Raw genomic sequence first — 24,609 nt, forward strand, 5'->3', positions numbered from 1 at the left:
CATGGCAACCACCACCCTCACCCGTTCGACCCCAGCCAGCGGTAGCCGCCAAGTCATACGGCAGCCGCGCAAAAAGCTGACAGTGGGCAAGATCGCGGCAGTCACAGTGGCCGCCTTCATTGCGGTCCTCTGGCTGATTCCTTTCGCCTGGGCCACGGTTACTGCGTTCAAGTCCGAAGCGGATGCGTCAGCGTCCAAGGTCAGCTGGTTCCCGCCGTCGGGCTTTACCTTTGACGCTTTCGTCAATGTGTTCCAGGCAGGGAACATCCCGCTCTGGACGTGGAACTCGCTCTACACTTCCGCGGCCATCACGGCAATCACACTGGTGATCTCGGCTCTTATTGCTTACGCACTCTCCAGGATCGAGTTCAAAGGCAAGAAGGTCCTGATGGTCGTGATCATCGCAGCCATCATTGTCCCGCCACCCGTGCTGATGATTCCGCTCTTTTACCAAATGCTCGCGTTCAAAATGATCGATACCTCGTGGGCCATCATCCTGCCGCAGGTGATTCACCCCGCCATGGTGTTCGTACTCAAGAAGTTCTTCGACCAGATCCCGCATGAACTTGAAGAAGCGGCAGTGATGGACGGTGCCAGCCGTCTCCGGATCTTCGTGCAGATCATCCTGCCGTTGTCCCGGCCCATCCTGGCCGCCGTCGCGATCTTCGTGTTCATCGGTGCGTGGAACAACTTCCTGTGGCCGTTCATCTCCACCAACGACGACTCCCTGCTGACCCTCCCGGTGGGCCTGCAAACCATCAAGAGCGCCTACGGCGTCCAGTACGCGCAGAACATGGCGTCTGCCTTGCTGGCAGCTTTGCCGCTCATCGTTGTCTTCCTGTTCTTCCAACGCCAGATCATCAAGGGCGTCGCGACGACGGGACTCGCCGGAACCTGATCCGGAACCTTCGCCAACCAACTGTTTCAGAACACAACCAAGGAGATAAATGTCCCGCGCACGCATCACCCTCGATCGAGATTTCACCATCGGCGAGGTACCCAGGCGCCTCTTCGGCTCCTTCGTGGAGCACATGGGCCGCTGTGTCTACAGCGGCATCTACGAACCCGGCCACCCTGAGGCCGACGAGAACGGCTTCCGGCAGGACGTCCTGAAGCTGGTCAAGGAACTAGGTGCAACTGTCATCCGGTACCCAGGCGGCAACTTCGTCTCCGGCTATAACTGGGAAGACGGCATCGGCCCGCGCGAAACCCGGCCCCGCCGCCTGGACGGTGCCTGGCACACCGTGGAAACGAATGCTTTCGGCCTGCACGAGTTCGTGGACTGGTCCAAGCAGGCCGGCACGGAAATCATGGAAGCCATCAACCTGGGCACCAGGGGAGTGGATGCTGCCCGCGAGATCGTCGAGTACGCCAACCACCCTGGCGGCAGCTACTGGTCCGATCTCCGCGCCAAGAACGGCCACAAGGACCCGTTCGATATCAAGCTGTGGTGCCTGGGCAACGAAATGGACGGTCCTTGGCAGATCGGCCACAAGACCGCCGAGGAGTATGGGCGGCTTGCCCAGGAAGCGGCCAAGGCCATGCGGTTCGTGGACCCGGACATTGAATTGGTGGCCTGCGGCAGTTCCAACTCCCGGATGCCTACGTTCGGTGCCTGGGAGCAGACGGTCCTCACCCACACCTACGACGAAGTGGATTACGTTTCCCTCCACGCCTACTACTTCGAAGAAGAAGGCGACGTCGGCAGCTTCCTGGCGTCCGCCGTCGATACTGACTACTTCATCGAGTCAGTGATCGCCACCGCGGACGCCGTTCGGGCGAAGGGCAAGCACAAGAAGCACATCAGCCTGTCCTTCGACGAATGGAACGTCTGGTACCAGCGTGGGCGGGACACCGAGGACCAGTTGAGCAACATCGTCAAGGCCCCGTGGCGGGAGCACCCCCGCGTCATCGAGGACAAGTACAACGTGACGGATGCCGTGGTGGTGGGGACCCTGCTCAACTCGCTGCTCCGCCACGGCGACCGCGTCAAGATCGCCAACCAGGCGCAGCTTGTCAACGTGATCGCGCCGATCCTCTCGGAAGAGAACGGGCCGGCATGGAAGCAGACCATCTTCCACCCGTTCGCCCGGATGGCCGAGCTTGCCACGGGCCAGATCCTGCGGCTTTCCGTGGACTCGGACAAGTACGAGAATGCGCGGTTCGGCGGCACGGACCTTGTGGATGTCAGCGCCACGTGGAACGAGGAAACGGGGCGCGTTGCGCTGTTCTTCGCCAACCGTGGGCTGGAAGAAGCGGCCGACGTCGAGGCAGCCCTTCGAGGTTTCGACGCGCGCCAGGTGCTCCGCGCCGAAGTCCTGGAGATCCCCGAGGGCGGTGACAGGTTCACCATCAACACGCAGGACCAGCAGGGTCGGGTCGGCATGAAGCCGCTGGAAGGCGTCAAGGCGACTGGTTCGGAACTCCGGCTGACGCTGCCCGCATTGTCCTGGGCCGTCGTCGAGCTTGAGGTTGTGAAAAACTAGCCGCTTAGAAACAACGCGGGGTCACTTAGGGCCCATGTTGACAGCCAACATGGGCCCTAAGTGACCCCGCGTTGCGTTAAATGCTGCAGCCGTCCGGGCCGCAGGCTTCGGCGTCGGATGCGCCCACGGGGATCAGGGGATTGGCTTCCTGCCACGCCTGGTTCAGGGCCTCGCTGAAGAGCTCCGCCGGCTGGGCTCCGGAGATGCCGTACTTGCGGTCGATCACGAAGAACGGAACACCGGTGACGCCGATGGCGCGGGCTTCATTGATGTCCTCGTTGACGGCGTCCGAATATTTGTCGGTGGTGAACAGCACTGCGACCTCGTTGGGCGGCAGTTCCAGAGCGGCGCCAAGTTTCGTGAGGTATTCCTGGTTGCCGATGTCCTCACCGTGCTCAAAGTGATCGCTGAGCAACTGTTCCTTGGCGGCATCCTGGCGGCCATGGGCTGCGGCGAGGTGGATGAGGCGGTGGGCCGTGAAGCTGTTGGCAACTACTACCTTGTCGAAGTGATAGTCCAGGCCCTCGCCCTTGGCGGTCTCCGTGACGTGGGCGAACATTTGCTTGACCTGTTGCGGAGCCAGGCCCTTGCGTTTGCTCAGGTAGTCCAATTCCGTGCCGTCATAGTGCCCGGGGATTGAGGGATCCAGCTGGTAGCTCTTCCACTCGATGTCCACGGAATCACGGTGGGGGAACTGTGCCAGGGCAGTCTCAAAGCGGCGCTTGCCGATGTAGCACCAGGGACACGCGACGTCGGACCAGATCTCAATCTTCATGCTGTGGTCAACTTCGAGGGCCTTGCGCGCATTCCGGAAAAGTCTGTTATTTTCGTCACCCATTGCCGGGGCTGGCGTGCCCAGCCTAATGTGTGAAGCAGGTTATGCAGTCAGCCGGTGGGGCGCTCTTCGTCCCGAAGAATCGCGTGTGTCTGGGGCCGCGATGAACACGAGGTTGAACCCCGTGCGCGGGTTCGCATATTTGTGGAGGCCTTCAGCATGCGCGTTGGACTCATCGTTGGACCATGGTTCACAGTGCCCCCGGAACGGTATGGCGGCACGGAACGGGTTGTGGATGCCTTGGCCCGTGCCTTATCCGATGCAGGGCATGACGTACTACTGGCGGCGGCGTCTGACAGCACCTGCCCCGTTCCGCTGCTGCGGGGCTTCGGGCCCAGCGAGCCTGAAGAGCTGGGGCTGACGCTCAGCGAGTTACACCACGTCATCAAGGCTTATGCCGGCATGAAGGACGTGGACATCATTCATGACCACACCCTTGCCGGACCTCTCTACGCCCACCGGCCGCCGGGTGTTCCCGTGGTGACCACCGTCCATGGCCCGCTGACACCGAGGTATGCAGGGCTCTACCGGGATATGGCCCAGGACACCGCGATCATTGGCATTTCGCATGATCAATGCAGCCGCATCTCCGACCTTCAAATTTCGGCCGTCATCCACCATGGCCTGGATCTGTCCACCGTTTCCGTCGGCGACGGCACCGGCGGATATGCATGCTTTGTCGGACGCATGTGCCCGGACAAGGGCCTGCTGGAGGCGGTGGCCGTTGCCCGTGAGGCCGGGGTGCCGCTCCGCATCGCTGCCAAGATGCATGCCAAGGATGAGCAGGATTACTTCCACGACGTCGTGGAGCCGGTCCTTGGTTCCCAGGAAGAATTCCTGGGCGAACTCTCAGACCCGGAGAAGTACGAACTGATGGGCGGAGCGATGGCCATGATCAACCCCATCCAATGGCATGAACCGTTCGGGCTGGTCATGATCGAGTCGTTGGCCACCGGAACACCCGTACTGTCCACCCCAATGGGCGCTGCACCGGAAATAGTCCGGCATGGCGTCACAGGATATCTGGCGCAGACCAATGAACTCGCAGGGTTTGTACAGGACGTGCAAGGGCTGAGCCGTGCAGAGTGCCGGCGTACCGTGGATGAGTATTTCAATGCAGCACGGATGGCGGCGGACCATCTGGAGCTTTATGCCACGGTCATCGAAGAATTCAAGGCCGGAGGCCTTCCCGGCAACGGCAAGTTGCAAGACAATCAGAGGCAAGCCCCCATCAACCTGTGATCGATAAGCAGGACATTTCCCGAGGAAGGCTTCGTGGGCCATGACTGCTTGGAACGCTGATACGGAGGCAGGCGCTTCCGAGCTGGGTGCCGTGACCGTCGTCGAAGGTTCATCCTTTTGCATCTCCTCGCATTCCGGTGACATCCACGGCGGCGGCTCCCAGGGCACCTACTACCAGGACACCCGGATCGTCTCCCGCTGGATCCTCAGGATCAACGGAGCCCTCCGGGAGCCCCTGGTCACCACCAACCGCACCGCCTTCCAAGCCGAATACGTTGGCCGGGCGTGCTCCAGCGATGGTCGTTTCGACAGTCCCTTGGTGGTCCAGCACCACCGGCACGTGGGCGCTGGCCTGCGCGATGACCTCACCATCCGGAACTACTCGGGCCAGCCGGCGCCGTGCGAAATCGAGTTGCTCATCGACGCCGACCTCGCCGACCTTTTCGATGTCAAAGGTGGCCGGGCAAGCAGGGCAGGAGCCACCGAGAAAACGGCCCGCAAAAAGGAACTGCACATCGAGGCCGTGCACGCGAACGGGGAACGTCGCGGCGTGGCGTTCCGGGCTTCGGGTGCCAAAGCGAATCCGGAAGGACTGACATTCCATGTCACCATCCCGGCCCGCAGCCAATGGAGCACCAGCGTCATTGCCATTCCCCTGATCAACGGAAAGGGGCCGGACGAGCCGTTTACGGAAACCACGGCCCTGCACCACACGATTGGCGTCCGCCGGCATATGGCCTGGGCGGAGCACGTTCCCCGGATCGCCGTCACGGACAGGAACGTGGAGGAAGTCCTTGAACGAAGCCAGAGCGATCTTGGTTCGTTGCGGATCTTCGACCATGAGCACCCTGGGCGTGCTGCCGTCGCAGCAGGGGCGCCCTGGTTCATGGCGCTCTTTGGACGCGACTCGATCATGGCGTCCTACATGTCACTCATGGTGGACCCAGGACTCGCGGCCGGCTCGCTGCAAACACTGGCCGGGCTTCAAGGCAGCAAAGTGGACGCCGACTCCGAGGAAGAACCCGGCCGCATGCCCCACGAGGTGAGGCTGGGAGTCACGGCCGGACTCTCCTTGGGCGGAACCGCCTACTACGGAACCATCGATGCAACGCCACTTTTCGTCATGCTGCTTGGCGAGCTCAGCCGGTGGGGTCTGGGGACGGACATCATCGATTCCCTCCTTCCCCACGCAGACCGTGCTATCTCCTGGATGGAGAAATACGGCGACCGGGATGGCGACGGGTTCATCGAATACCAACGCCCCAACACCCACGGCCTGATCAATCAAGGGTGGAAGGACTCCTGGGACGGCATCAACTTCGCCGACGGCACGATCGCTGAAACACCCATCGCTCTATGTGAGGTCCAGGCTTACGCCTATGGAGCATACGTTGGGCGTTCGCTGCTGGCGCGCGCCGCGGGCGATACCGCCGTCGAACGCCGTTGCGCGGACCAGGCGGAAGCGCTCAAGGAGGCATTCAACGAGTCTTTCTGGCTGCCGGACAAAGGCTATTTCGCCCTTGCCCTGGATAAGGACAAGAAACCCGTGGATTCCTGCACGTCCAACATGGGCCACTGTCTGTGGACGGGCATTGTGGACGAGGACAAGGCTGCACTTGTGGCCGAGCGGCTGATGTCACCTGAAATGTTCACGGGCTGGGGGATCCGCACCCTTGGTTCGGACATGGGCGCTTACAACCCTGTCAGCTACCACAACGGCTCGGTCTGGCCGCACGATACCGCGGTCGTGGCCACCGGACTCATGCGCTATGGCTTCGTGAAGGAAGCCAGCCGGGTGGCGAGCGGATTGTTCGACGCCGCGGAGCACTTCGGCGGTCAGCTTCCGGAACTTTTCTGCGGCTTTGACCGCTCGGACTTTCCGGAGCCGGTGCCCTATCCGACGGCGTGTTCCCCACAGGCGTGGGCGGCTGCGGCCCCTATTCAGCTGGCTCGCATACTCCTGCGGTTCGACCCCGATTTCACCAGGAAAGTGCTCCACCTGGCGCCCATCCTCCCGGACTCGTTTGGGGAGTTCAAGGCAGAAAACGTGCTGCTGGGGCGCTCGCGGATCACGATCCAGGCGTCCTCGGGAAACGGCACGGTGACGGGATTGCCAGCCGGCCTGCAGCTGCGCTCCGACCCCCGGCCGCCACTGGCTGGTGACTTGTTCGGCTAACTGCCCGGGTGCTGGCTAGAGCGTGTGCTGGCTAGAGCGTGTGCTCCATGACGAAGTCATGTTCCACGGTGTCGCCCAGTTTGAAGGACTTGGTGCCCACCCTCTGGAAACCGCTCTTTTCATAGAAACGGATCGCCTTGGCGTTTTCACTGTTCACGCCAAGCCAGACTCCTGCCGCACCCCTTTCCGCAGCGTCCGCGACTGAGGCCTTCATGAGGCGGGATGCGGCTCCCTGGCCATGGTGGTCCGGGTGGACGTAGCACTTGCTGAGTTCCGTGGAGGGGAGCGCCGAGAGCACAGAGGCTGCATCCGGGTCGCTAGCAGGCTTGGCAATCAGCATGGTGTATCCGTTGAGCTGACCGTCGTCGTCGAGCACCAAAACTGTGATGTGCGGATCGGCCAGGTAATCCACGAAGTTCGCCTCGGCGAGCGTCTTTTCGAGATGGGCCTGGATGTCAGCCGCTGAGGCGCCGGGCGGGCACGCCAGCGGGAAGGTGACGGCCGCAAGCTCGGCCAGCTTTCCGGCGTCGTCAGTTGTTGCTGTGCGGATGGTCTCGGCCACGTGGTCCCCCTTGGAGTTTGTGTATAGCTAATGCCCCTAAGAACGAATCCTAAGGGCATTAGCCGGCACAATCTTCTGGTTTACGTTTAGTCTGCTTTCACGGCGAGCACCGGACAGTCCGCCTCCAGCAGGATCCTCTGCGAGACACTGCCCATAATCAGCTTGCCAACCGGGCTGCGGCGGCGGAGGCCAATCACAATCAGCTCCGCGTTGTGCTCGTCGGCCGCATCCAGTACCTCAGCAGCGGCATCATGGCCACGGACGGGCTGCTTGATGATGTGCTCGATGCCTTGGAGGGCAAGGCGTTCCTCGATGGTCTGGATCTCCGGTTCCTGGGCGTACCTGTTATCCACCAGGGCGTCCCCTTTGGAAGAGTTGATCACCAACAGCGTGTCGTTGTTTTTCTTCGCTTCGGCAATGGCTTGGGTCAATGCGGCTTCGCCCTCGGGTGTGGGGACGTATCCCACCACGATGGTCATGGCTTCTCCTTGTTGTGGTGGCTGTTGTGGTGGATCCGGGTGCTGTTTTCGTCAGCTTGGATGGCGGCGTCCTCCTTGAGGAGCACTTCGCCGGGGTGGGCCGGGACCACGCTGGCTGGCACTCGACGGTTGCGGCGGACCAGCTTGAAGAGCAGCGGCCAGAGGATAATCAGGGCGACGATGATATAGACGACGACGGCGATCGGCTCGCTCCACAGCCCGGCGGGGTCACCGGCGAACAGCTGGAGAGTCCTGCGCAGCTGGCCTTCGATGCGCGGACCGAGGATGACGCCCAGGATCAGGGGCAATACAGGTAGTCCGAAGCGCCGCATCATGAATCCCAAGGCTCCGAGCACCAGCAGGATCACCAGGTCGAACGCCTGCAGGTTCACAGAGTAGGCGCCCAACGTGGCGAAGAAGAGAATGCCGGCGTAGAGGTACGGCCTGGGAAGCTGCAGCAGTTTCGCCCACAGAGGTGCCAGGGGCAGGTTGATGAGCAGGAGCAGCAGGTTGCCGATGAAGAGGCTGGCGATAAGCGCCCACACCAAGGGGCCTTGGCTGGAGAACAGCTGCGGGCCGGGCTGGATGCCGTACGAGGTGAACGCTGCGAGCATGACGGCAGCTGTGGCGTTGGTGGGCAATCCGAGGGCAAGCATTGGGGTCAGGGTTCCGGCGGCTGCAGCGTTGTTGGCTGCTTCCGGGCCCGCGACGCCTTCGATAGCTCCCTTGCCGAACTCCTCCGGATGCTTTGTCAGCCGTTTCTCGGTGACATAGGAGAGGAACGTGGGGATCTCGGCACCACCGGCGGGAAGTGCACCAAACGGGAAGCCGAAGGCCGTGCCACGCAACCAGGGTTTCCAGGAGCGGGCCCAGTCCTTCTTGCCCATCCAGGGCCGTCCGACAGGAATGATGTGAAGCGGTGAACGCCGCAAGTGCGCGGCGACCCACAGTGCTTCACCCACGGCGAAGATGGCCACTGCCACCACCACGATGTCCAGGCCGTCGGCCAGCATCGGCTGGCCGAATGTCAGGCGGCGCTGGCCGGTAACGGAGTCAATGCCCACCAAACCGATGGCCAGCCCCAGTCCCAAGGAGGCAAAGCCCCTGAGCCGGGAGGAACCCAGGACCGCGGTGACGGCCAGCAAGGCGAGGATCATGATGGCGAAGTAACTCGGTGCGCCCAGGCTCACGGCGAACTGAACCACCAACGGTGCAAGTCCTGCCAGCAGCGCCGTACCGATGGTTCCGGCAATAAAGGAACCAATGGCCGCAGTCGCGAGCGCTTGGGCTGCCCGCCCGGCTTTCGCCATCTTGTTGCCCTCGATGGCCGTGACAACAGACGAAGACTCGCCGGGCGTGTTCAGCAGGATGGAGGTTGTTGAGCCGCCATACATGCCGCCGTAATAGATGCCGGCGAACATAATGAAGGCGCTGGTGGGCTCAAGGGCGGCCGTCACCGGAAGCAGCAGCGCCACAGTCATGGCCGGGCCGAGCCCTGGCAGAACGCCAACGGCCGTTCCCAGGAGCACGCCGATCATGGCGTACAGAAGGTTCAGGGGGGTGAGGGCGGTGGCGAAACCGTCCATCAAAGAGGACCAGACGTCCATCAGAGGATTCCTTCCAGGAGTCCGGCCGGCAGTGCAATGCCAAGGCCAAGGTAGAAGCCGTAGAAGGTGGCCAGGGCCAGCGCAACGGAGATGATCCCGTCGCGGACATAGTGCCGGCTGCCAAGTGCCAGCACGCTGCCCCAGAACAGGACAGTGCCGGAGATGACCCAGCCCGCCCAGTCGATGAGCAGGATGTTCAGGATGAAGGCTCCTGCAAGGGGGAGCACTGTCTTCCAATCGGCGGGGTGTGCGAGGTCAATGTCCTCGCCGCCTTCCACTTCGCCTTTGCCGCCACGCAGTACGTTGATGGCCAGCAAAATTGCGCAGACCACCAGAAGACCGGCAACGATGAAAGGAACCGCCTTGGGCCCTACGGGGTCCGACTTCGAATACGGGGTTGCCAGGCCGTTGGCGTCAAGGAAGACAAGGACGCCTACCGCGCCGAGCAGGAGGGCTACCCCCAGCTCGGCGCGGCCTTTCAGGCCTGTTGCTATAGTGCTCACGCCAAGCCAAGCTTGGTGAGCACGTCCGCCACCCGCTTGTCCTGGTCCGTAAGGAACTTCTGGAACTCGTCACCGGTGATGAAGGCGTCGGTCCAGCTGTGGGTCTTCAGGGCCTCTTTCCAGCCAGCGGATTCGTGCATCTTCTCCAGGGCGGCAATCAGCGACTTCTTGTCATCCTCGCTGATGCCCGGAGGGGCCACCATTCCACGCCAGTTGGTGAAGACCAGATCGATGTTGGACTCCTTCAGGGTGGGAGCGTCAACACCTTCCAAACGCTTCTCGCCACTGGTGGCCAGGACGCGAACTTCACCGGACTTGATCTGCTGCAGGTACTCGCCTGCACCGGAAGCCGCGAATCCAAGCTTGTTGCCCAGGATGGCCGGAAGAAGATCTCCACCGCCGTCGTATGCCACATAGTTGACCTTTGTGGCGTCAATTCCAACTGCGCCCGCCAACTGCATGGGCAGGAGGTGATCAGGGCCACCAGGCGAGGAACCGCCACCCACGGAGATCGAGCCGGGATCTGCCTTCCAGGCCTTCACGAGGTCATCGATGGTCTTGTACGGGGAGTCCTTGCTGACCATGATGGCGCCGGGCTCTTCAATGAGCCGTGCCAGCGGGGTGGTTTCGGTCAGCTTCGACTCGGACTTGTTGGTGTAACTGGCACCCACAACGCCCAGGCCCATGAGCATGGCGAGGTCCCCGTTGCCCTTTTCGTTGACCACCCGGGCCAGGCCCACTGTGCCGCCTGCGCCTGCGAGGTTGAAGACCTCCGTGTTGTTGGCGATCTTCTCGTCGTCGAGGACCTTGGCGGCGGCCCGTGCCGTGGTGTCGTAACCGCCACCGGGAGTATTGGGAACCATGATCTGGAGGCCGGTGATGGGTCCGGCTGCAGCGCCGGAGCTGGACGAAGCAGTGGAGCTCTTACCTGTGGCGCCGCAACCGGTAGCCATCAGGGCGATGCCGGCGGCAACGGCGGCGATTCGCAATGCGCGGATCTGGCGCATGGTGTTCCTCTTCTCAGTATGGAAATTCTGTGCAGGGCGCTCAGCGTTGTGCCCCGTGAATTGATGCTAGGTCCCGGCGTGACGGTGATCTCTCTTGTGTTCGCAGTGATCTTTAAGTTCATTGCGTTCACGCCTTTGCAGTCTTATGGCACCCGGCCCCGAAGGTGCTCAGCGTGCTTAGGGTATAGTTCCGATACGCCAAGGCGGACTACTTTTGAAGCTGTTAGCGGCCCTTGCATAGTGGAATCACCAAAGGATCCAAACAGTGACTCGAAGAAGAGGAATGTCCCTGGCCGGGCAGTACCTTGTGCTGCAGTTGTTGATCGTCCTGGCGGTCCTGGTGGCTGTCGTAGCTATCTCCCTGGCCCAATCTGCCGCTGCATTCGAACGAACTGAAGGGCGCCGGGCCTTGTCCGCCGCGGAGGCCTTGGGCAACAACCCCACAGTGCGCGCCTTGTTGCCCACTGCCGAACCCCGAAACGGCTCCTCCCTCCCCGCCGTGGCCGAATCGATTCGGACTGTCTCGGGTTCCTCCCACGTGGCACTCGCAAAGTTGGACGGCACAGTGGTGACCTCCTCGGATCCCAGCCAGCTGGGCAAGCAGCTTCTGCTCGGTGACAGCAGGGTCAAGGAAGGCCGGGCATGGACCGGAGTCCTTGCCGGCAATGAAGGGAAGGTTCTCTCAGCACACGTACCAGTGCTCGACGACTCCGGAACCATGATCGGCATCGCCGCCATCAGCAGGAACTATCCGTCCGCCCTTGAACGGCTGGAAGACGTGGTGCCAAACCTCCTCACCTACCTGGGCGTTGCGAGTGTCCTGGGCGTGGCCGGCTCCCTCCTGCTCTCCCGCCGCGTCAAACGGCAAACCCTGGGAATGGAGCCCCGCGAGATCACCGGGCTCGTGGAAAACCGTGAAGCGATGCTGCAAGGCCTGAAGGAAGGGGTGGTCGCCCTTGACCCTCACGAGCGGATTACCGTGGCAAATGAGAGCGCCCGCCAACTCCTGGGACTGCCCGCAGACTGTGTGGGCCGGAAACTTGCCTCACTTCACGTGGACCGTGCGCTGAAGGTGGTACTCACCCGGGAACAATCAGACCCGGACCAGTTGGTGCTCGTGGGGGACCGCTTGGTGGTCATGAACAGGGTGGCCCTCCGCTCCCGCGGGCGTGACATCGGATCGGTGACAACGCTCAGGGACCGCACCGAGTTGTCGTCCTTGGAACGCGAACTTGGTGCCACCAGAACCGTGACGGACACTTTGCGTGCCCAAGCCCACGAGTTCGCCAACCAACTCCACGTCATTTCCGGCCTGATCCAAATTGGCGAATACGATTCCGTGGTGCAGTTCGTCAACGGCGCCACCGTGGACCGAACCCGGCTCAACGACGAAGTGACCAGCCGCATCCAGGACCCTGCGCTCGCAGCCCTCCTGATAGCCAAAGCCAGTTTGGCCACCGAGCGCGGCGTGGAACTGCAGATCGACCCGCAGTCCGGGCTCCCGCGCGTCAACGAGGAACTGTCCCGGGACCTCACCACCGTGGTGGGCAACCTGGTGGATAACGCGTTCGACGCCGTTACCGGGCTGGTTGGGGCGGCGGTGAGTGTGTTGGTGGTCAACTCAGCGGACGGTGTTTCAGTCACCGTCCGGGACAACGGTCCAGGTGTGCCCTCCGACGCCGCTGAGGACATTTTCCGGCAGGGCTTTTCCACGAAGGAGCCAGGACCCGGCGATGCCCGCGGTTTCGGCCTGGCGCTCTCGCGGGTGATCTGCCGTCGGTCCGGTGGCGACCTGACAGTAGCCAACGACCATGGGGCAGTTTTCACCGCACGATTCAACAAGCACGATTCGGATTTCGAAGGGGCAGCGCAGCCGTGATCAAAGTACTGATTGTCGATGACGATTTCATGGTGGCCAAGGTCCACGCCGGTTTCATCCAGCGTACGCCTGGGTTCGGCGTCGTGGGTGTAGCGCACACTGGCGCGCAGGCCATCCTTGAGACGCAGCGGCTCCAACCGGACCTTGTGCTGCTGGATATCCATCTCCCGGACATCAACGGGCTGGACCTGATGCATCAGCTCCGGGACGTTGCCCCGGACCTTGACGTGCTGGTGATCAGCGCGGCCCGTGAAACCGAGACGGTGCGCAAGGCACTTCGCGGCGGCATTGTCCATTATCTTATTAAGCCCTTTTCGCAGGCTGATCTTCAGGAGCGCCTTCAGCACTACCTGAATGCCTACCAAGGGTTGGACGCCTCCAAGGACGTGGCTGAGCAATCGGATGTGAACAGGGTGTTTGGGCTCGGTGTGTCCGAGCGGACATTGCCCAAGGGCTGCAGCGTAGAGACGCTTGAGTTGGTGGAAGCTGCGCTGAAATCCGCTCCCGGCGATGTCTCCGCTGCCGAAGTTGCCGAGCAATTGGGGACCTCCCGGGTGAGTGCCCGCCGTTACCTTGAGTACCTCCACGATGAAGGTGCGTTGGAAGTCAGGCTCAAGTACGGCGTCGGGCGTCCCGAAAGAAGGTACGTGCTGAAGGGGAGGTGACGAGTGCGTCCCCGGCAGCCTGGCCCAGGTGTCAATTGATAAACTGAATGCACGTCCACGATCAGGTTTCTGACAAAGGAGCGTGAGTACTATGCCCAAGACCGGCAAGAACGATCATGCCCGCAAAGACGAACTTCCATCCACTCTGCAGCGCTCCGAGCAGAAGGCCCAGGATACTTTCGCCAAGACCTACGACTCCGCCATGGAGACCTACGACAACGATGAGGGCCGGGCAGCCCGCACCGCTTATGCGGCGGTGAAGCACAGCTACGAGAAAGTCGGCGACCACTGGGAGGCGAAGGAGGAACGGGGTCCTTCTGACCAGCACGCGGCAGAAGGCATTGAATCAACGAAACCTACCGCCGGGGGCGTGGACGCCAACGCCTCCAAGGAACATCTCTATCAACGTGCCCGGGAACTGGACGTCAAGGGCCGTTCGAAAATGAGCAAGGACGAGCTGGTGGAAGCTCTGCAGAAAGCCAACGACGCCGCGACCCGGAAGGCGCGGGGCGGGTAGTCTTCGCCCGAGAATTGCTGGCTAAGCATGGCCCTCCATCAGAATTCGGCACGGAAACGGTCGTCGCACCTCGTCATCGGGACATCTCGTCATCCGGCGGCTTTCCACCCCAAGGCGGGCCCCAGGTTTGCTGCGATGTCGGTGAGGATCTGCACGTAGTCCTCATGTTCAAAGCTGAACGGCAGTGCGAAAGCTACCTCGTCGACTTCCCGGAACCCAGCATGGGCGTACAGCTGCTCGGCAATTTCAGCGCTGGTCCCGATCACATCCGGGGCGAACAGCATGCCTTTCGGCCCTTGGGGCGCCCGCGTCCGGGGAGTACGTTCATCAACGTAGCGCTGGTACTTTTCGCGCTGGGCATCCGAAGCAGAATCTGTGGGGATCACCACCAAGCCCTGTGAGACCCGGGCAGAGTTTCCGGACGCTGCGGCTGCCTGCCGGTACGCACGGATCTGTGTCTGCTGGACCTTGGCAAAGTCAGGTTCCTGGTTCTCATCCGGGAAAATCACGCTGCTGGAGAGAAGATTGAAGCCGTTTGCCCCGGCCCAGACGGCCGACTTCATGCTGCCCGCGCCGTACCAAAGGCGGCTTCGCAGCCCGGGAGAGTGTGGCTCCACCCGGTTGGAGAATTCCTCCACAACACCTTGCTTGCCGGAGAACTCCCGAACCTTTTCGCCGGCGACCAGGCGGGCAAAGCGCTCTACGCGGCCATAGGAGAAGTCCTCTGTTTCTGAGGAATCCGGGAACAACTCATGCTTCACGGTGTCGTAGTGCATCGGTTCGCCGACGCTAAGCCCTGGATTGATCCGTCCCCCGGCGAGCAGATCCACAGTGGCCAGGTCCTCCGCGAGGCGCAAAGGATTTTCCCAACCCAGCGGGGTTACCGCGGTACCGAGCTCAATCCTGGACGTGCGCTGGCTGGCGGCGGCCATCACCGCGACGGGGGAGGAGATCCCGAACTGCAAATGACGGTGCCTCAGCCACGCACTGTCGAACCCCAACTGCTCACCGAGCTCGATGATCTCCAGCGTTGACCGGTGCCCTGCAGCCGGATCGGCGGGGTCGAAAAGGCCGATAGTGAGAAATCCAAGTTTGCGGAGGGGGAGTTCGGGGCTTGGCATGGACTTCCTTCGCGATCGGTCGGCAGTTACTGCCCAGAATAGATCCCGGTACCGGGGACGACGGCGGGACGTTACCTTTTGTGATGGGCTCGCTGAGGGTGCTATGCGATTGCTTCGGCCACTGACGTATCGATGTCAAGAGCCAAGGCGCGCCCGTCGCAGCCATGCAAATCTCAATGGTCCAGACGGTGTCTGGACCATTGCACCTTGAGCGTCAGTGGCGCCCGATAGGGTTGAGCGCATGACTTACTCGCGTGACTTGGACTTGCCCTTCGGCTATCTGGACCTTCTCGCGGATTTGAAGGCGACAGTCAAGGTGGCCAGGAGCAAGGCACTGCGGACCGTCAACACCCAGCTCATCGAGCTTTACTGGGCGATCGGTCAGGGGGTCCGGCAGCAACAGGAACAGCAGGGCTGGGGGAGCGGAGTGATCAAACGACTCTCGGAGGACCTACGCCAAGAGTTCCCTGATATGAAGGGCCTCTCGCCCCGAAACATCCAGTACATGACAACATTCGCAGGGGCATGGCAGAAGGGCCCAATCGCGCAACAAGCTGTTGCGCAATTGCCGTGGGGTCACGTCACAGTCCTATTGGACAAACTCGCTACGCAGGAGCGCCGGCTCTCCTACTCTGTGGCAGCAGTCGAACATGGATGGAGCAGAAACGTCCTGCTGAACATGATCATGAACCGGACCTTGGAAAGGACCGGAGCGGCGCCATCGAACTTTACGCAACAGCTTGTTGCGCAGGATTCGGAACTGGCACAACAAATCGCCAAAGACCCGTACAACTTCGAGTTCCTGGGCCTTTCCGGCACTGTCGCCGAACGGGACCTGGAGCAGGCCCTGACCAGCCGCATCACCGAAACCCTGCGCGAGCTTGGGCCCGGGTTCTCGTTCGTCGGCCGGCAGGTGCACTTCGACGTCGACGGCGACGACTACTACGTCGACATGCTCTTCTTCCACATGGACCAGAACCGCTACGTAGTGATCGAACTCAAAACCGGCAAGTTCCAACCTGAGTACGCCGGCAAACTCAACTTCTACGTCGCCCTCGTCGATGACATGCTGCGCCGCGAACACCACAACGAAACCATCGGAATCCTCATTTGCGGCACCAAAAACGACCGGAGTGTCAGGTACAGCCTGGGCCGATCAACCTCGCCCATGGCCGTGGCCGCCTACACCTACGACAAGCTCCCCACGTCCGAACAACGGGCACTGCCCAACGAAGGCGACCTCGTCGCAGCCCTCGAATGGGTCGTACCAGATGATGGACAGCCCAACCCCGACTAGGTTCCAAAGCTGCCCCGCCACGCCAAGAGGACTCTTCGGCAGGGTCTACCCGCAAGTAGTGTGTGAACTGAATAGTCCAACGAACTTTGGACAATTGGGTTGGGCCACTCATGCCGCCCACCGAGCTCGTAGCGAGAGATACCGATAAGCACCCATATGTCGCACTGAGAGTCTTCCCCCGCAAGTGTCAGCTTGAGCTTTGAGACTTCCAAAGCATGATGTCAGAAAAGTGCAACCGGAGTTCTATCCTGACGCTCTCTGGGCTTCACCCTGACGTCAGCATGGGGTGTACATCACTCTCGGCAGTCTGGGCAATGCACGAGAGTCAGCATCGCTGTCAGCTGGTCGAAAAAGTGAGCCGTTTCGTGGGCGTCACTATGGCTCACTTTTCGGACCTTCACCGCCAATCGCTCTATAACAGCGCATTGGCAGAACCTTGTTGACGAAAGTACGGACCTCCTACCAAGGTTGTAACAAGGCTGCCCCAAAACACCTTCCCCTTTGAGCTAAGGATGCCCGCGCCACCACGTCAGGTAAGTATCTCCTTGACGCAAATGTGACGCTGAGCGCATGAAACTGCAGACTTCGCACCTTCAAGTGGGCGCTGGACACTGATGGAAGTGCTGAACAGTGCTTAGCGGTGAGGGTGTCGACGATGATTTTGGCATAGCTGCCAGTTCGGACGGCATTCCGATCTACTATGCCCCCGAGGGACTGGCCATGGCATTTGGGGTCATCATGATCTTGAAGGAACTGCTGCCTTGGCAGAACGGATTATCGTGGAAGTCGGTTCAGGCACGATAGCGAACCAGAGGAAGAAGTGGCAACGTGCCAGACCAAGCCGCACCCACAGGGAACGAATCCCGTTCACGGAGCAGCTTCTCCTCAGCATTCGATCATAAGCACTGCCTCAACCGCCCGATTTCTGCTGGCCATAAACCAAGGCGGGCTGTGTTTGTAACCTTGCCAGTACGCTTCGCATATCGTGTGATAAACGGCGAAAATGTTCCGCAAGCGCAGCGTATGCGAAACTTGAAATGAACAGATTCTGCTCCTCGATAGGTTCGCCATTTTTATCGAGAAGTCCTGTATGAGTTGTCCTGGCCGCCCTATCTTCCTCCGACACTTCATTAAAGGCTGCGAGAGAGTCAGATAATCCTCCACCGAGTTCGTGCCATCGGCTGCCGATTGAATTTAGGCTCTCAGCAGGTTGACGAGGCTTTCGACGGGTCGCCCGCGATGCGTAAGCAGCGAAAGACTCGCGACCCCCGGGACGAGGCAGCCGACGGACCAGATACGTCGCCAGTTCAATGTCAATAAGCAGCTGCACCCTGGACTCAGGTTTAACAATCTTGGATACGTCCAGAAACTGGTTCTTCGGCAACTTTGGCGGGCTGGTCGTGGCTATGCGTGGATACATCAAACACCAGATGCAGGTTTCGTAGAAGAGACGCAGATCCTTTGCTGCACTCTCGTCGACGCTCGGCAGCTCCGCCAGGACGTTCAAGAAGATTCGTAGTAGTTCCACCTGGCCTGACGTTAGTGCAGGATCATGGATAGTGAAGAGGAAGGCGTCGAAGACTACTCCTATGGCAGCTTCGTGCCTGGCAACCCCCCGGAGCACTGCTTCCTCGACCATGCTGGCGGGGCTGTCCTTCTCCGGTGGGATGGGCCACTTGAAGGGAAGCTTTTCCGCAGGCTGTTCGCGCGACTCGTCCCAGTGCTTCTTCCCAATGTCCGCCAAACTGTCGGCAGTTCCGCTGGCCAGACCGGCCCAAAGCTCCTCCAACCGCTGACTCTTGGCCACGTCGTCCGCGGCATTTGCCGCCCTGACACGAAGAAGGGACTCAACTTCATTGCTTGCCCTGTCGGCTGACTCGGCGGGGACGAGCTTGGGAACCCAGGGAGTGCCGGGGACGCTTGGGCGTGGCATCAGGTGGCGCGACGGCCCAAGACGCGCAGTCAGGATCGGCTTTGCGATTTTACGCATTATCAGGCCCGCTCCCAGGCTAAAGGCTGGCGCCAACGCAATCTCGAAAAGGAGATCGAACCAGAAATCCGGCTGCGGTGGAGGGCTAGGGTTCTCCAGACGGTCCAGCCGGGTATCGCGCACCTGTCCTGCTGCCGCAATAGCGGAGGCCGCCATCAAGCGCAGCGAATAGACTTGTCGGTGCCGCTGACGACTCACCAGTTCGGCGAGCTCGGCCCGGGTCTGATAGGTGACTACGTCGACCATAGTCATGGGATAGAAGCGAGGGCACTTGCATTCGAGGAAAGTGCCAGCAGGTTGGTTGGGACGCGGACTTCCCATGGAGCTCCGCGAGGAACTGGTCCTGTGGCATAGACTCTCTGGCCACTGGCTCCCTGATATGGCCGGTCGAGGGTGAGTTTTGTCCCCGATTGAACGGATTCTATTTGGTATCGATCAGCATCAATGTAGATCTCTCTACCCACGTCCCGCTTATCCAGGAGTGAGACTGACTCAAGTAGTCGAACTTGCGCGTTTCCTTGGGTGACCTCTGCCTTCCCGGAACCGCGAAGAACGTCCCGCTTGTACTCATCGATAATCTCCAGCCACAAATCAGGAAACAGCCTGTCCCCGGGAGCAATGGTGTTCGTGTCCAACTTGGTAGGCGGGATCCGTTGGGACGGATGAGCGGGATCCCAGTCTTCGATGGCCAAGTCACTGCCCCACTCCGGCAGACTCGTATCGGACTCCAGATAGGCCAGGACGCGGGCCTCCTGCCCGGCTGTAACCGGGACGATGGTTCTTGCAGATCCTGCTCGCAGGAACGCTTCATGACGAGGGTCATTTGGGACAGAGAGGTTCTGACGAAGCGTCCAGGTTCTGCGGCGACCCCAGAAGTATGGAGCGAACATGTATGTCATTTGTTCCCATTCGAATGCCTCCTCGAAGAACCGCACAACGGGCGCTTGAAGATCGGCAGATACAGGGTCAATCTCCTGGACACCTTCGTGACCGATGACCGAATCGAAAGTGAATGGAACGCTACGCATCAGCTTTATGGCCCATTTCTTCAGCTCGGTGCGCTCCAGTGCGCGATTCTGGTCGCTCGGTCTGTTTCCAAAGGCCTGCTCAGCATCCGTCTGATCAAACTCTGCCTGTCGCATCGCATCCTGATAGGCAGCCTCAAGCCGCGCATGGGCGTCCAAGAGGTGTTCATAAACCTCGAGTCTCCAAGCGTCCAAGGCTCCTGCCCCTCGTCGGCAGGTGATGTAAACGTTCATGGTGGCGATATTGTCATCTGGCCCTGTCCAGCGAACCGTGATGGGAATGCCGTGATCGTCCGTAAGGGTTGGCGCATGCAATACGAATGTTCCGTTGTAGGAAGGTCTCCCTCCCTGCGGCTCATAGTTGACATCCGCCTGGTCTGTGGAGTCGAGGATCTTTTCCCCTCCGACCGCCATGTGAGCGTGCATGAGATCAAGGCCGACGGATGGATCGTTGGCGTCGGCTTTTTCCTGTGTTCGCCCTCGGCTGGTGCAGGCGAAACGTCCACTCATTGGCAAGTATCCCGGTGGTATGGGTAACTCCCGCTTGTCCGTGGCTCCCGCGGACTTATGGCTTTCTTCGTAGTTTGGCTGTGTTGCAAAAGCGGCACCCACTTGCATGAGTAGTGGCGGCGGTGTGGGTACGTTTCGTGCTTGATAGCGATCTGCAAGGCACAGGTAGTTGCCCTCCGAGATGTCCGATGGTCCGATGCCCAGCGGCAGCGGTCTCGGAACTGACGGCCGAATAGGTTGTCCGGCTTCGATTAACGACACACCTGGCTCAGGGATGGTGAACTCAATCATCAGCCGTTTTCCATACTCATACATCTGCAGTCGTTCTACTTTGTTTACCCAACGGTAGATGTCTGTTCGAGGCTGCGGTTTCCCACCCACGGCGTCCTTCGTGTTGTTTATTGCATGCTTGGTCAACTCGCGGATTGAATCGGTGGTCAGCGTACGGCGGAGGGCACGCACGGTCTGCTGGGTTCGATTCACGGCGGAATTGACGACTTCATGTGCTGTCGTCTGGGCTGATCGTGTAGATTCGTCAGTCGAGCGTGAAAGCTCTGCGGCCACGGACGTGTCAACCTGAGTGAGCCCGTATTTACCTGAGGTGTTGACTCCCGCTTGCAGTGAAAAATTTGATGCGATTGTCTGGGCGGACTCAGCTTGAATCTCAAATCGATCAGTTGTCGCCAACTGATTTTCCGTGAAGGTCACAGTGGTCGTCTCGTCCTCAGAGAGAACTTCAGTTCCGTGCCGGCGATCATGCTTTCGAGAGCTGCTTTCGCCGGCGAGAGCATTCTCAATATGGGATATTTCGCCGGCCTCGTAGCCGACAAGCTCATCGCGGATGACGAGTAAATCTCCCCATCCGAGAGCCCGGATGGCTGGGCGGGCCGCCGAGTGAGACACCTGCGCAAGGGGTAGCAGCTCCTCTTGTTCCTCTTGGAAGATCCGCATCTTCCGGCACAGCTCGTTGGCAGTAACCAACTTCGCCCCTGCTTGATTGTCCAGATCGATGGCCAGACTGGTAAAGTCCGACGTCGAGTGGCCATTCATGAAAGTCTTAAATACGGCTTTCTCTGCCAGTGACAGGTTGTCTCTCAAGGCATTTAGGAACTTCGGGAAAGAGTTCCTGAATGCCCCGGAATCACGTAGGACAGTGGCCTTAACCAAGACGCTCCGAAGCAATGCGGCTTCCTGCACGACGCGTGTACTGTCAGCAGCCCACTTTTGTGGGCCTTCAGGGAGTGTTGCGGCGACCCTAACAGCACGGCCCCCGGTCCTCGCTTCTTCCTGGAACCTGCTAGCTGAGAGTGTGCTTGGCCTCACAAAACCTCGAAGTTGGCGAATGCGTTCAAGCATGGCTTGGGGCTGCACACTGCCTTTGACAGATTCATCCGGTTCCGAACTCGCAACGTCGGGATGCCGTAATCGTCTCCACCCTTCGGGGAGAACCAAGGGCCGGCCGAACACCACAGCCGGCTCTTCAAGTTTTCCTTCAGATGCAAGGGAATGGATTACCGCCGCGAACTTCAGCGCATTCTGATGTTTAACGAGGACACTGTCCGGAAGGCTCAAGCCCATCCTGGCTCTGAGCTCAAGGGTCAACCAAGACAAGGTCAATTCAGCCTCGTCCGCCGCAAACTCGAGTCGCCGTGCGTATTTCTGTAAGTCAACCTCGTCACCACTTTTGGTTTTCAGGAGAACCTTGCTCAGGTCAATGGTTGGGTCAGTCGCAAACGCATCGGCAACCGACGACCACGCCAGCGCGCCTATATCGCCGGAATCCAGCGGCTTAGGCAAGTTTCTTAGGTCGTCTGCAGTCTCTTGGGCATTGTTTAACCACCCCGCCGAAGCCAGCTTCGACCCGAGTTCACGAAGCCGACGAACAGCCAGATCGCGTGATACTTGGTCCGCTGGAGCTGTCGTCAGAGCCGTGTCAGGGCCGCGGAGGGCTACCAAGCGGAAAACTTCCAGTGCGGGCTGCGCCATACAAACCACATCCATGGAGAACGAATTGATTCCGTCAGCCGTCGGCTGTTTACTCAACAAGCGAAAAAGAGTTTGGTACCTAAAATGCGCCTTGTTGCGCGGTTGCGCAAGAGGTAGCAGGAAGGACTGCTACGTGCGAGCCCTGCGCCATGTGTGCCGGGGCGATCAAATAGGCGGGATTGGCCAGGTTGTATAGGGTGCCGCGACTAGGTTGTTGGAACTGTCCGGCAGCGGTCATGCGGAAAACCCGGCCCTGTCCCCTTGCTGCAGGCTCGTATTTGCCGACGGTGGACGCCCCCACCGAAGTCACTGGGCCACTGCTCGAAAGTGAAGCTGCCGGACCCCATGCCGGGTTCAGGAATTAGCTGTGGCTTCATCGGCAGTGTTCGCGTCAGCCCACGCGTGAAAACGAAGTCAACCGTCTCACTTATCTGGGCTGACTTGACCTCTAGCGGAGGCACTGGACTGAGGCTTATGCTCGTTCGGTGGAGACCACCTTTTATATGCCAAAGCCGGCAAATAGGCCACTTCTCGATGCTATCGGTTCATTGGCTACGGCGGAAGTGTTCACCCATAAAGGCGAATATCTGCAGGGGCCCATTCCTCTCGTTGTTGATGGTCGGGAGCGATATACAATGGGTGTATTCTCGCTACTCGATGATCTAAACAGTGCATTTGTTGATGTGCGAGCTCATAAGCATTCTCCAATAGGCTCCCATGCGCAGTATCAGACGGGCGATGACAGCCCAGCGGTTTCCGTCCATGCAAACGGTTGGAATGACGGGGAAGTAAAAATTGTCACTATTTCCGTTGTCGCCACATGGAAATGGTTAAAAATCAAAGAAAAACCGCATTATGAAGTCTATGGGTATCATGACATCTTAGTGGGCGCCGGGTCGGGGTCGAGTTCGGCTCTAATCGAAGCAGCAATAATTGCCACCGCTCGTGAGCATGGCAGAGAGCTTGATTATGAAGAAATCTATTCAATTCATGCCGAAGTAGAGTCTGGTTCAGACGCCTTGACTTATCCCCAGGCGTCGGTTGTTGCCGGACGCCTTCCTCTCACTTCACCGGTAAAAGTCATGGGATGGCGTCCACCATCTTTCAAGGCCATCACGTGGAGCACGGGTGACTCTGTAAGTACTGGATCTGTGAAGTTTAGCTACACCGAACCTGAAATGCTTTTATGGCGTGTCCGCTGGGCATCAGTTGAACGGGCTGTGCGAACGGGGGATTCACGTCGTTTGGCCACTTTAGCCATGGCAAGTGCCGATGAGAATCAAAAGCGAAATATTAGCAGAGATCTACCACTTTTGATCCATGCAGTAAGCAATTTTGGAGCGCTTGGCTACTCTGTTGCCCATACTGGCTCCTATCATACGGCACTCTTTCCATCTACCGTGGAGAGGGATTTGCTGGATTCTTTTTCGGATCATGTTCGAACGCATAGTAAACATCTAGCAACCGAGGTCCGCGTATTCGATACTACACAGGCTGCTGAAAGGCGGAAGTGACGTGATTTTCAACAGCCCCCTTGACGCACTCTGGATGCCCCGACTGTACAAACCGTCACCCCAGCAAAATCCCAATCTTGTAGCAATTTCATTTGAGTTTATGAAACGCATACCAGCTCGTCACTGTATAGAACGTGCCCTGGACCCCACCGAGAATTTCACGCTGGATGAAAGTGGTTTCTTCAGTGAGAGTGCTACCTCCGTGGAGATCGGGGCTGTAGCAACCCTTAGCCAGGACCATGAACATCGAATATTCATCGAGACGTCCTCGGGAAATATGGCCACGGGACTAGCAGAGGTGTCTGCAGCCATGAACCTCGAACTCCATCTCCTAGTGCCGGCTACTGTTGACGATTCCACCAAGCAGGCCATTAGGGCATCGGGTGTAAGACTTGAAGAGATTGATGCAGAGTCGCAAGATGCGCGAGTTGAGAGGCTGGTACAGATCGACGAAGACTATAGGTCCAAGGGTTGGGCCGTTAGTTGGGTGAATCAGTATGGAAATCCGGACAACCCCAACTCTTATTGGCGTCTCGCTGAACTCTTGGTATCAGAGTTCGACGTTATTGATGTTCTAGTAGCGCCAGTTGGGACGGGAGGATCATCTGGGGGCACCACCAGGTTCCTCCGAGATTCTGGATTTCCGGAGCTAGAGCTGGTTGGAGTCGATGCTTGCGGAAGCACAAATTTTGGCCACGGACCGTCGCCATACCTGTTGGGCGGGCTCGGAAGTGATCGCTTTATGCCGTTGTTGGATCCAACACTTTACGACGTCGTCCATTGGGTTGATGACAACACCGCCTTTAAAGCAGTCTCTGATCTTTACAAAAAGAATGTGAAGGTAGGTGGGAGTAGTGGTGCTGCATTTGTCGCGGCTAGTTGGGAAGCAAAATTACATCCAGATAGGATTGTAGTAGTTATCTTTCCAGACACCGCGCTTCGTTATTTGGGGAGCCTGCTTTCCGAGGAATGGCGCGATCGCAATGGTGTCGATTTCGGGTGTGCTCAAACTTCTCCTTTGGAAATTCAATCATCACGCTCCTCGGACCCAAGTCTTCCGGGCGTAGAGGCAGGCTGGTTTCGCATGGAATGGGGTAGAAGGGCGATTGCGAGTTCATTTTGATCGCGCGCAATTAAAGGTGACTTCAAGTCCCGTTTCTGCATAGCAGTATTTTATTGGTACAGGTGTTCCAGCACCAAGGGGCCAT

At 59.6% G+C, this 24,609-nt stretch carries 20 protein-coding genes; 11 read left to right on the plus strand and 9 right to left on the minus strand.

The window, feature by feature from the left end; all coding sequences use genetic code 11:
- Position 1: 1 nt before the first annotated feature.
- Together J2Y41_RS17040 and J2Y41_RS17045 are read left to right on the plus strand one after the other, a co-directional pair.
- Entirely contained in the window at positions 2–898 is an 897-nt protein-coding gene (locus J2Y41_RS17040; RefSeq protein ID WP_224166351.1) for a carbohydrate ABC transporter permease, read from the plus strand.
- Between the two features lie 49 nt (positions 899–947).
- A complete protein-coding gene (locus J2Y41_RS17045; RefSeq protein ID WP_224166352.1) occupies positions 948–2,486 on the plus strand; it encodes an alpha-N-arabinofuranosidase in 1,539 nt (512 codons plus the stop codon).
- A 76-nt stretch (positions 2,487–2,562) separates the two neighbouring features.
- Here J2Y41_RS17045 and J2Y41_RS17050 read toward each other — a convergent pair whose 3' ends face one another.
- Positions 2,563–3,261 (minus strand): DsbA family protein, encoded by a 699-nt coding sequence (locus J2Y41_RS17050; protein ID WP_224166353.1) that lies wholly within the window; start codon positions 3,259–3,261, stop codon positions 2,563–2,565.
- Between the two features lie 219 nt (positions 3,262–3,480).
- Here J2Y41_RS17050 and J2Y41_RS17055 point away from each other — a divergent pair, with 219 nt between their 5' ends.
- Together J2Y41_RS17055 and J2Y41_RS17060 are read left to right on the plus strand one after the other, a co-directional pair.
- Positions 3,481–4,563, plus strand: coding sequence for a glycosyltransferase family 4 protein (locus tag J2Y41_RS17055; protein WP_309930203.1), 1,083 nt, complete (start codon positions 3,481–3,483; stop codon positions 4,561–4,563).
- 40 nt (positions 4,564–4,603) lie between these two features.
- Positions 4,604–6,739 carry a glycogen debranching N-terminal domain-containing protein gene (locus J2Y41_RS17060; RefSeq protein ID WP_309930205.1) on the plus strand — a complete coding sequence of 712 codons (2,136 nt, stop codon included), beginning with the start codon at positions 4,604–4,606 and terminating at the stop codon, positions 6,737–6,739.
- A gap of 31 nt (positions 6,740–6,770) precedes the next feature.
- Here the strand turns inward: J2Y41_RS17060 and J2Y41_RS17065 are convergent, their stop codons facing one another.
- The 5 genes from J2Y41_RS17065 to J2Y41_RS17085 all read right to left on the minus strand — a co-directional run bounded on the left by J2Y41_RS17065 (position 6,771) and on the right by J2Y41_RS17085 (position 10,897).
- On the minus strand, positions 6,771–7,301 hold the full coding sequence (locus tag J2Y41_RS17065; RefSeq protein WP_309930208.1) for a GNAT family N-acetyltransferase: 531 nt from the start codon (positions 7,299–7,301) through the stop codon (positions 6,771–6,773).
- A gap of 86 nt (positions 7,302–7,387) precedes the next feature.
- Positions 7,388–7,780: a universal stress protein gene (locus J2Y41_RS17070; RefSeq protein WP_224094195.1), complete on the minus strand. Its 393-nt coding sequence runs from the start codon at positions 7,778–7,780 to the stop codon at positions 7,388–7,390.
- A complete protein-coding gene (locus J2Y41_RS17075) occupies positions 7,777–9,387 on the minus strand; it encodes a tripartite tricarboxylate transporter permease (protein ID WP_309930211.1) in 1,611 nt (536 codons plus the stop codon). Before J2Y41_RS17075 ends, J2Y41_RS17070 begins: the two co-directional genes overlap by 4 nt.
- Positions 9,387–9,890: a tripartite tricarboxylate transporter TctB family protein gene (locus J2Y41_RS17080; RefSeq protein WP_309930213.1), complete on the minus strand. Its 504-nt coding sequence runs from the start codon at positions 9,888–9,890 to the stop codon at positions 9,387–9,389. The genes J2Y41_RS17075 and J2Y41_RS17080 overlap by 1 nt, the downstream gene beginning before the upstream one ends.
- Positions 9,887–10,897 carry a tripartite tricarboxylate transporter substrate binding protein gene (locus tag J2Y41_RS17085; protein ID WP_224094198.1) on the minus strand — a complete coding sequence of 337 codons (1,011 nt, stop codon included), beginning with the start codon at positions 10,895–10,897 and terminating at the stop codon, positions 9,887–9,889. The genes J2Y41_RS17080 and J2Y41_RS17085 overlap by 4 nt, the downstream gene beginning before the upstream one ends.
- A gap of 283 nt (positions 10,898–11,180) precedes the next feature.
- On the opposite strand from J2Y41_RS17085, the gene J2Y41_RS17090 reads away from it, so the two are divergent.
- The 3 genes from J2Y41_RS17090 (at position 11,181) to J2Y41_RS17100 (ending at position 13,958) form a co-directional block, all read left to right on the plus strand.
- A complete protein-coding gene (locus J2Y41_RS17090; RefSeq protein ID WP_309930250.1) occupies positions 11,181–12,776 on the plus strand; it encodes a sensor histidine kinase in 1,596 nt (531 codons plus the stop codon).
- Positions 12,773–13,441 (plus strand): response regulator, encoded by a 669-nt coding sequence (locus tag J2Y41_RS17095; protein WP_309930216.1) that lies wholly within the window; start codon positions 12,773–12,775, stop codon positions 13,439–13,441. Before J2Y41_RS17090 ends, J2Y41_RS17095 begins: the two co-directional genes overlap by 4 nt.
- A gap of 91 nt (positions 13,442–13,532) precedes the next feature.
- Positions 13,533–13,958 carry a ChaB family protein gene (locus J2Y41_RS17100; protein WP_309930252.1) on the plus strand — a complete coding sequence of 142 codons (426 nt, stop codon included), beginning with the start codon at positions 13,533–13,535 and terminating at the stop codon, positions 13,956–13,958.
- A gap of 89 nt (positions 13,959–14,047) precedes the next feature.
- Here the strand turns inward: J2Y41_RS17100 and J2Y41_RS17105 are convergent, their stop codons facing one another.
- Positions 14,048–15,079, minus strand: a complete 1,032-nt coding sequence (locus tag J2Y41_RS17105; RefSeq protein ID WP_309930217.1) for an LLM class flavin-dependent oxidoreductase — start codon at positions 15,077–15,079, stop codon at positions 14,048–14,050.
- A gap of 241 nt (positions 15,080–15,320) precedes the next feature.
- On the opposite strand from J2Y41_RS17105, the gene J2Y41_RS17110 reads away from it, so the two are divergent.
- Positions 15,321–16,376, plus strand: coding sequence for a PDDEXK nuclease domain-containing protein (locus tag J2Y41_RS17110; RefSeq protein WP_309930219.1), 1,056 nt, complete (start codon positions 15,321–15,323; stop codon positions 16,374–16,376).
- A gap of 630 nt (positions 16,377–17,006) precedes the next feature.
- Positions 17,007–17,180, plus strand: a complete 174-nt coding sequence (locus J2Y41_RS17115; protein WP_309930222.1) for a hypothetical protein — start codon at positions 17,007–17,009, stop codon at positions 17,178–17,180.
- 106 nt (positions 17,181–17,286) lie between these two features.
- Here J2Y41_RS17115 and J2Y41_RS17120 read toward each other — a convergent pair whose 3' ends face one another.
- Both J2Y41_RS17120 and J2Y41_RS17125 read right to left on the minus strand, forming a co-directional pair.
- Complete coding sequence (locus J2Y41_RS17120; RefSeq protein ID WP_309930224.1) at positions 17,287–18,612, minus strand: hypothetical protein; 1,326 nt, start codon at positions 18,610–18,612, stop codon at positions 17,287–17,289.
- A gap of 2 nt (positions 18,613–18,614) precedes the next feature.
- Positions 18,615–21,887, minus strand: coding sequence for a hypothetical protein (locus J2Y41_RS17125; RefSeq protein WP_309930226.1), 3,273 nt, complete (start codon positions 21,885–21,887; stop codon positions 18,615–18,617).
- 485 nt (positions 21,888–22,372) lie between these two features.
- On the opposite strand from J2Y41_RS17125, the gene J2Y41_RS17130 reads away from it, so the two are divergent.
- Together J2Y41_RS17130 and J2Y41_RS17135 are read left to right on the plus strand one after the other, a co-directional pair.
- Positions 22,373–23,401 (plus strand): hypothetical protein, encoded by a 1,029-nt coding sequence (locus J2Y41_RS17130; RefSeq protein ID WP_309930228.1) that lies wholly within the window; start codon positions 22,373–22,375, stop codon positions 23,399–23,401.
- 1 nt (position 23,402) lies between these two features.
- Positions 23,403–24,524 carry a pyridoxal-phosphate dependent enzyme gene (locus tag J2Y41_RS17135; RefSeq protein ID WP_309930229.1) on the plus strand — a complete coding sequence of 374 codons (1,122 nt, stop codon included), beginning with the start codon at positions 23,403–23,405 and terminating at the stop codon, positions 24,522–24,524.
- The last annotated feature ends 85 nt before the right edge of the window (positions 24,525–24,609 follow it).

Origin of the sequence: Arthrobacter sp. 1088, from assembly GCF_031455315.1 — a bacterium.
Taxonomy (GTDB): Bacteria; Actinomycetota; Actinomycetes; order Actinomycetales; family Micrococcaceae; genus Arthrobacter.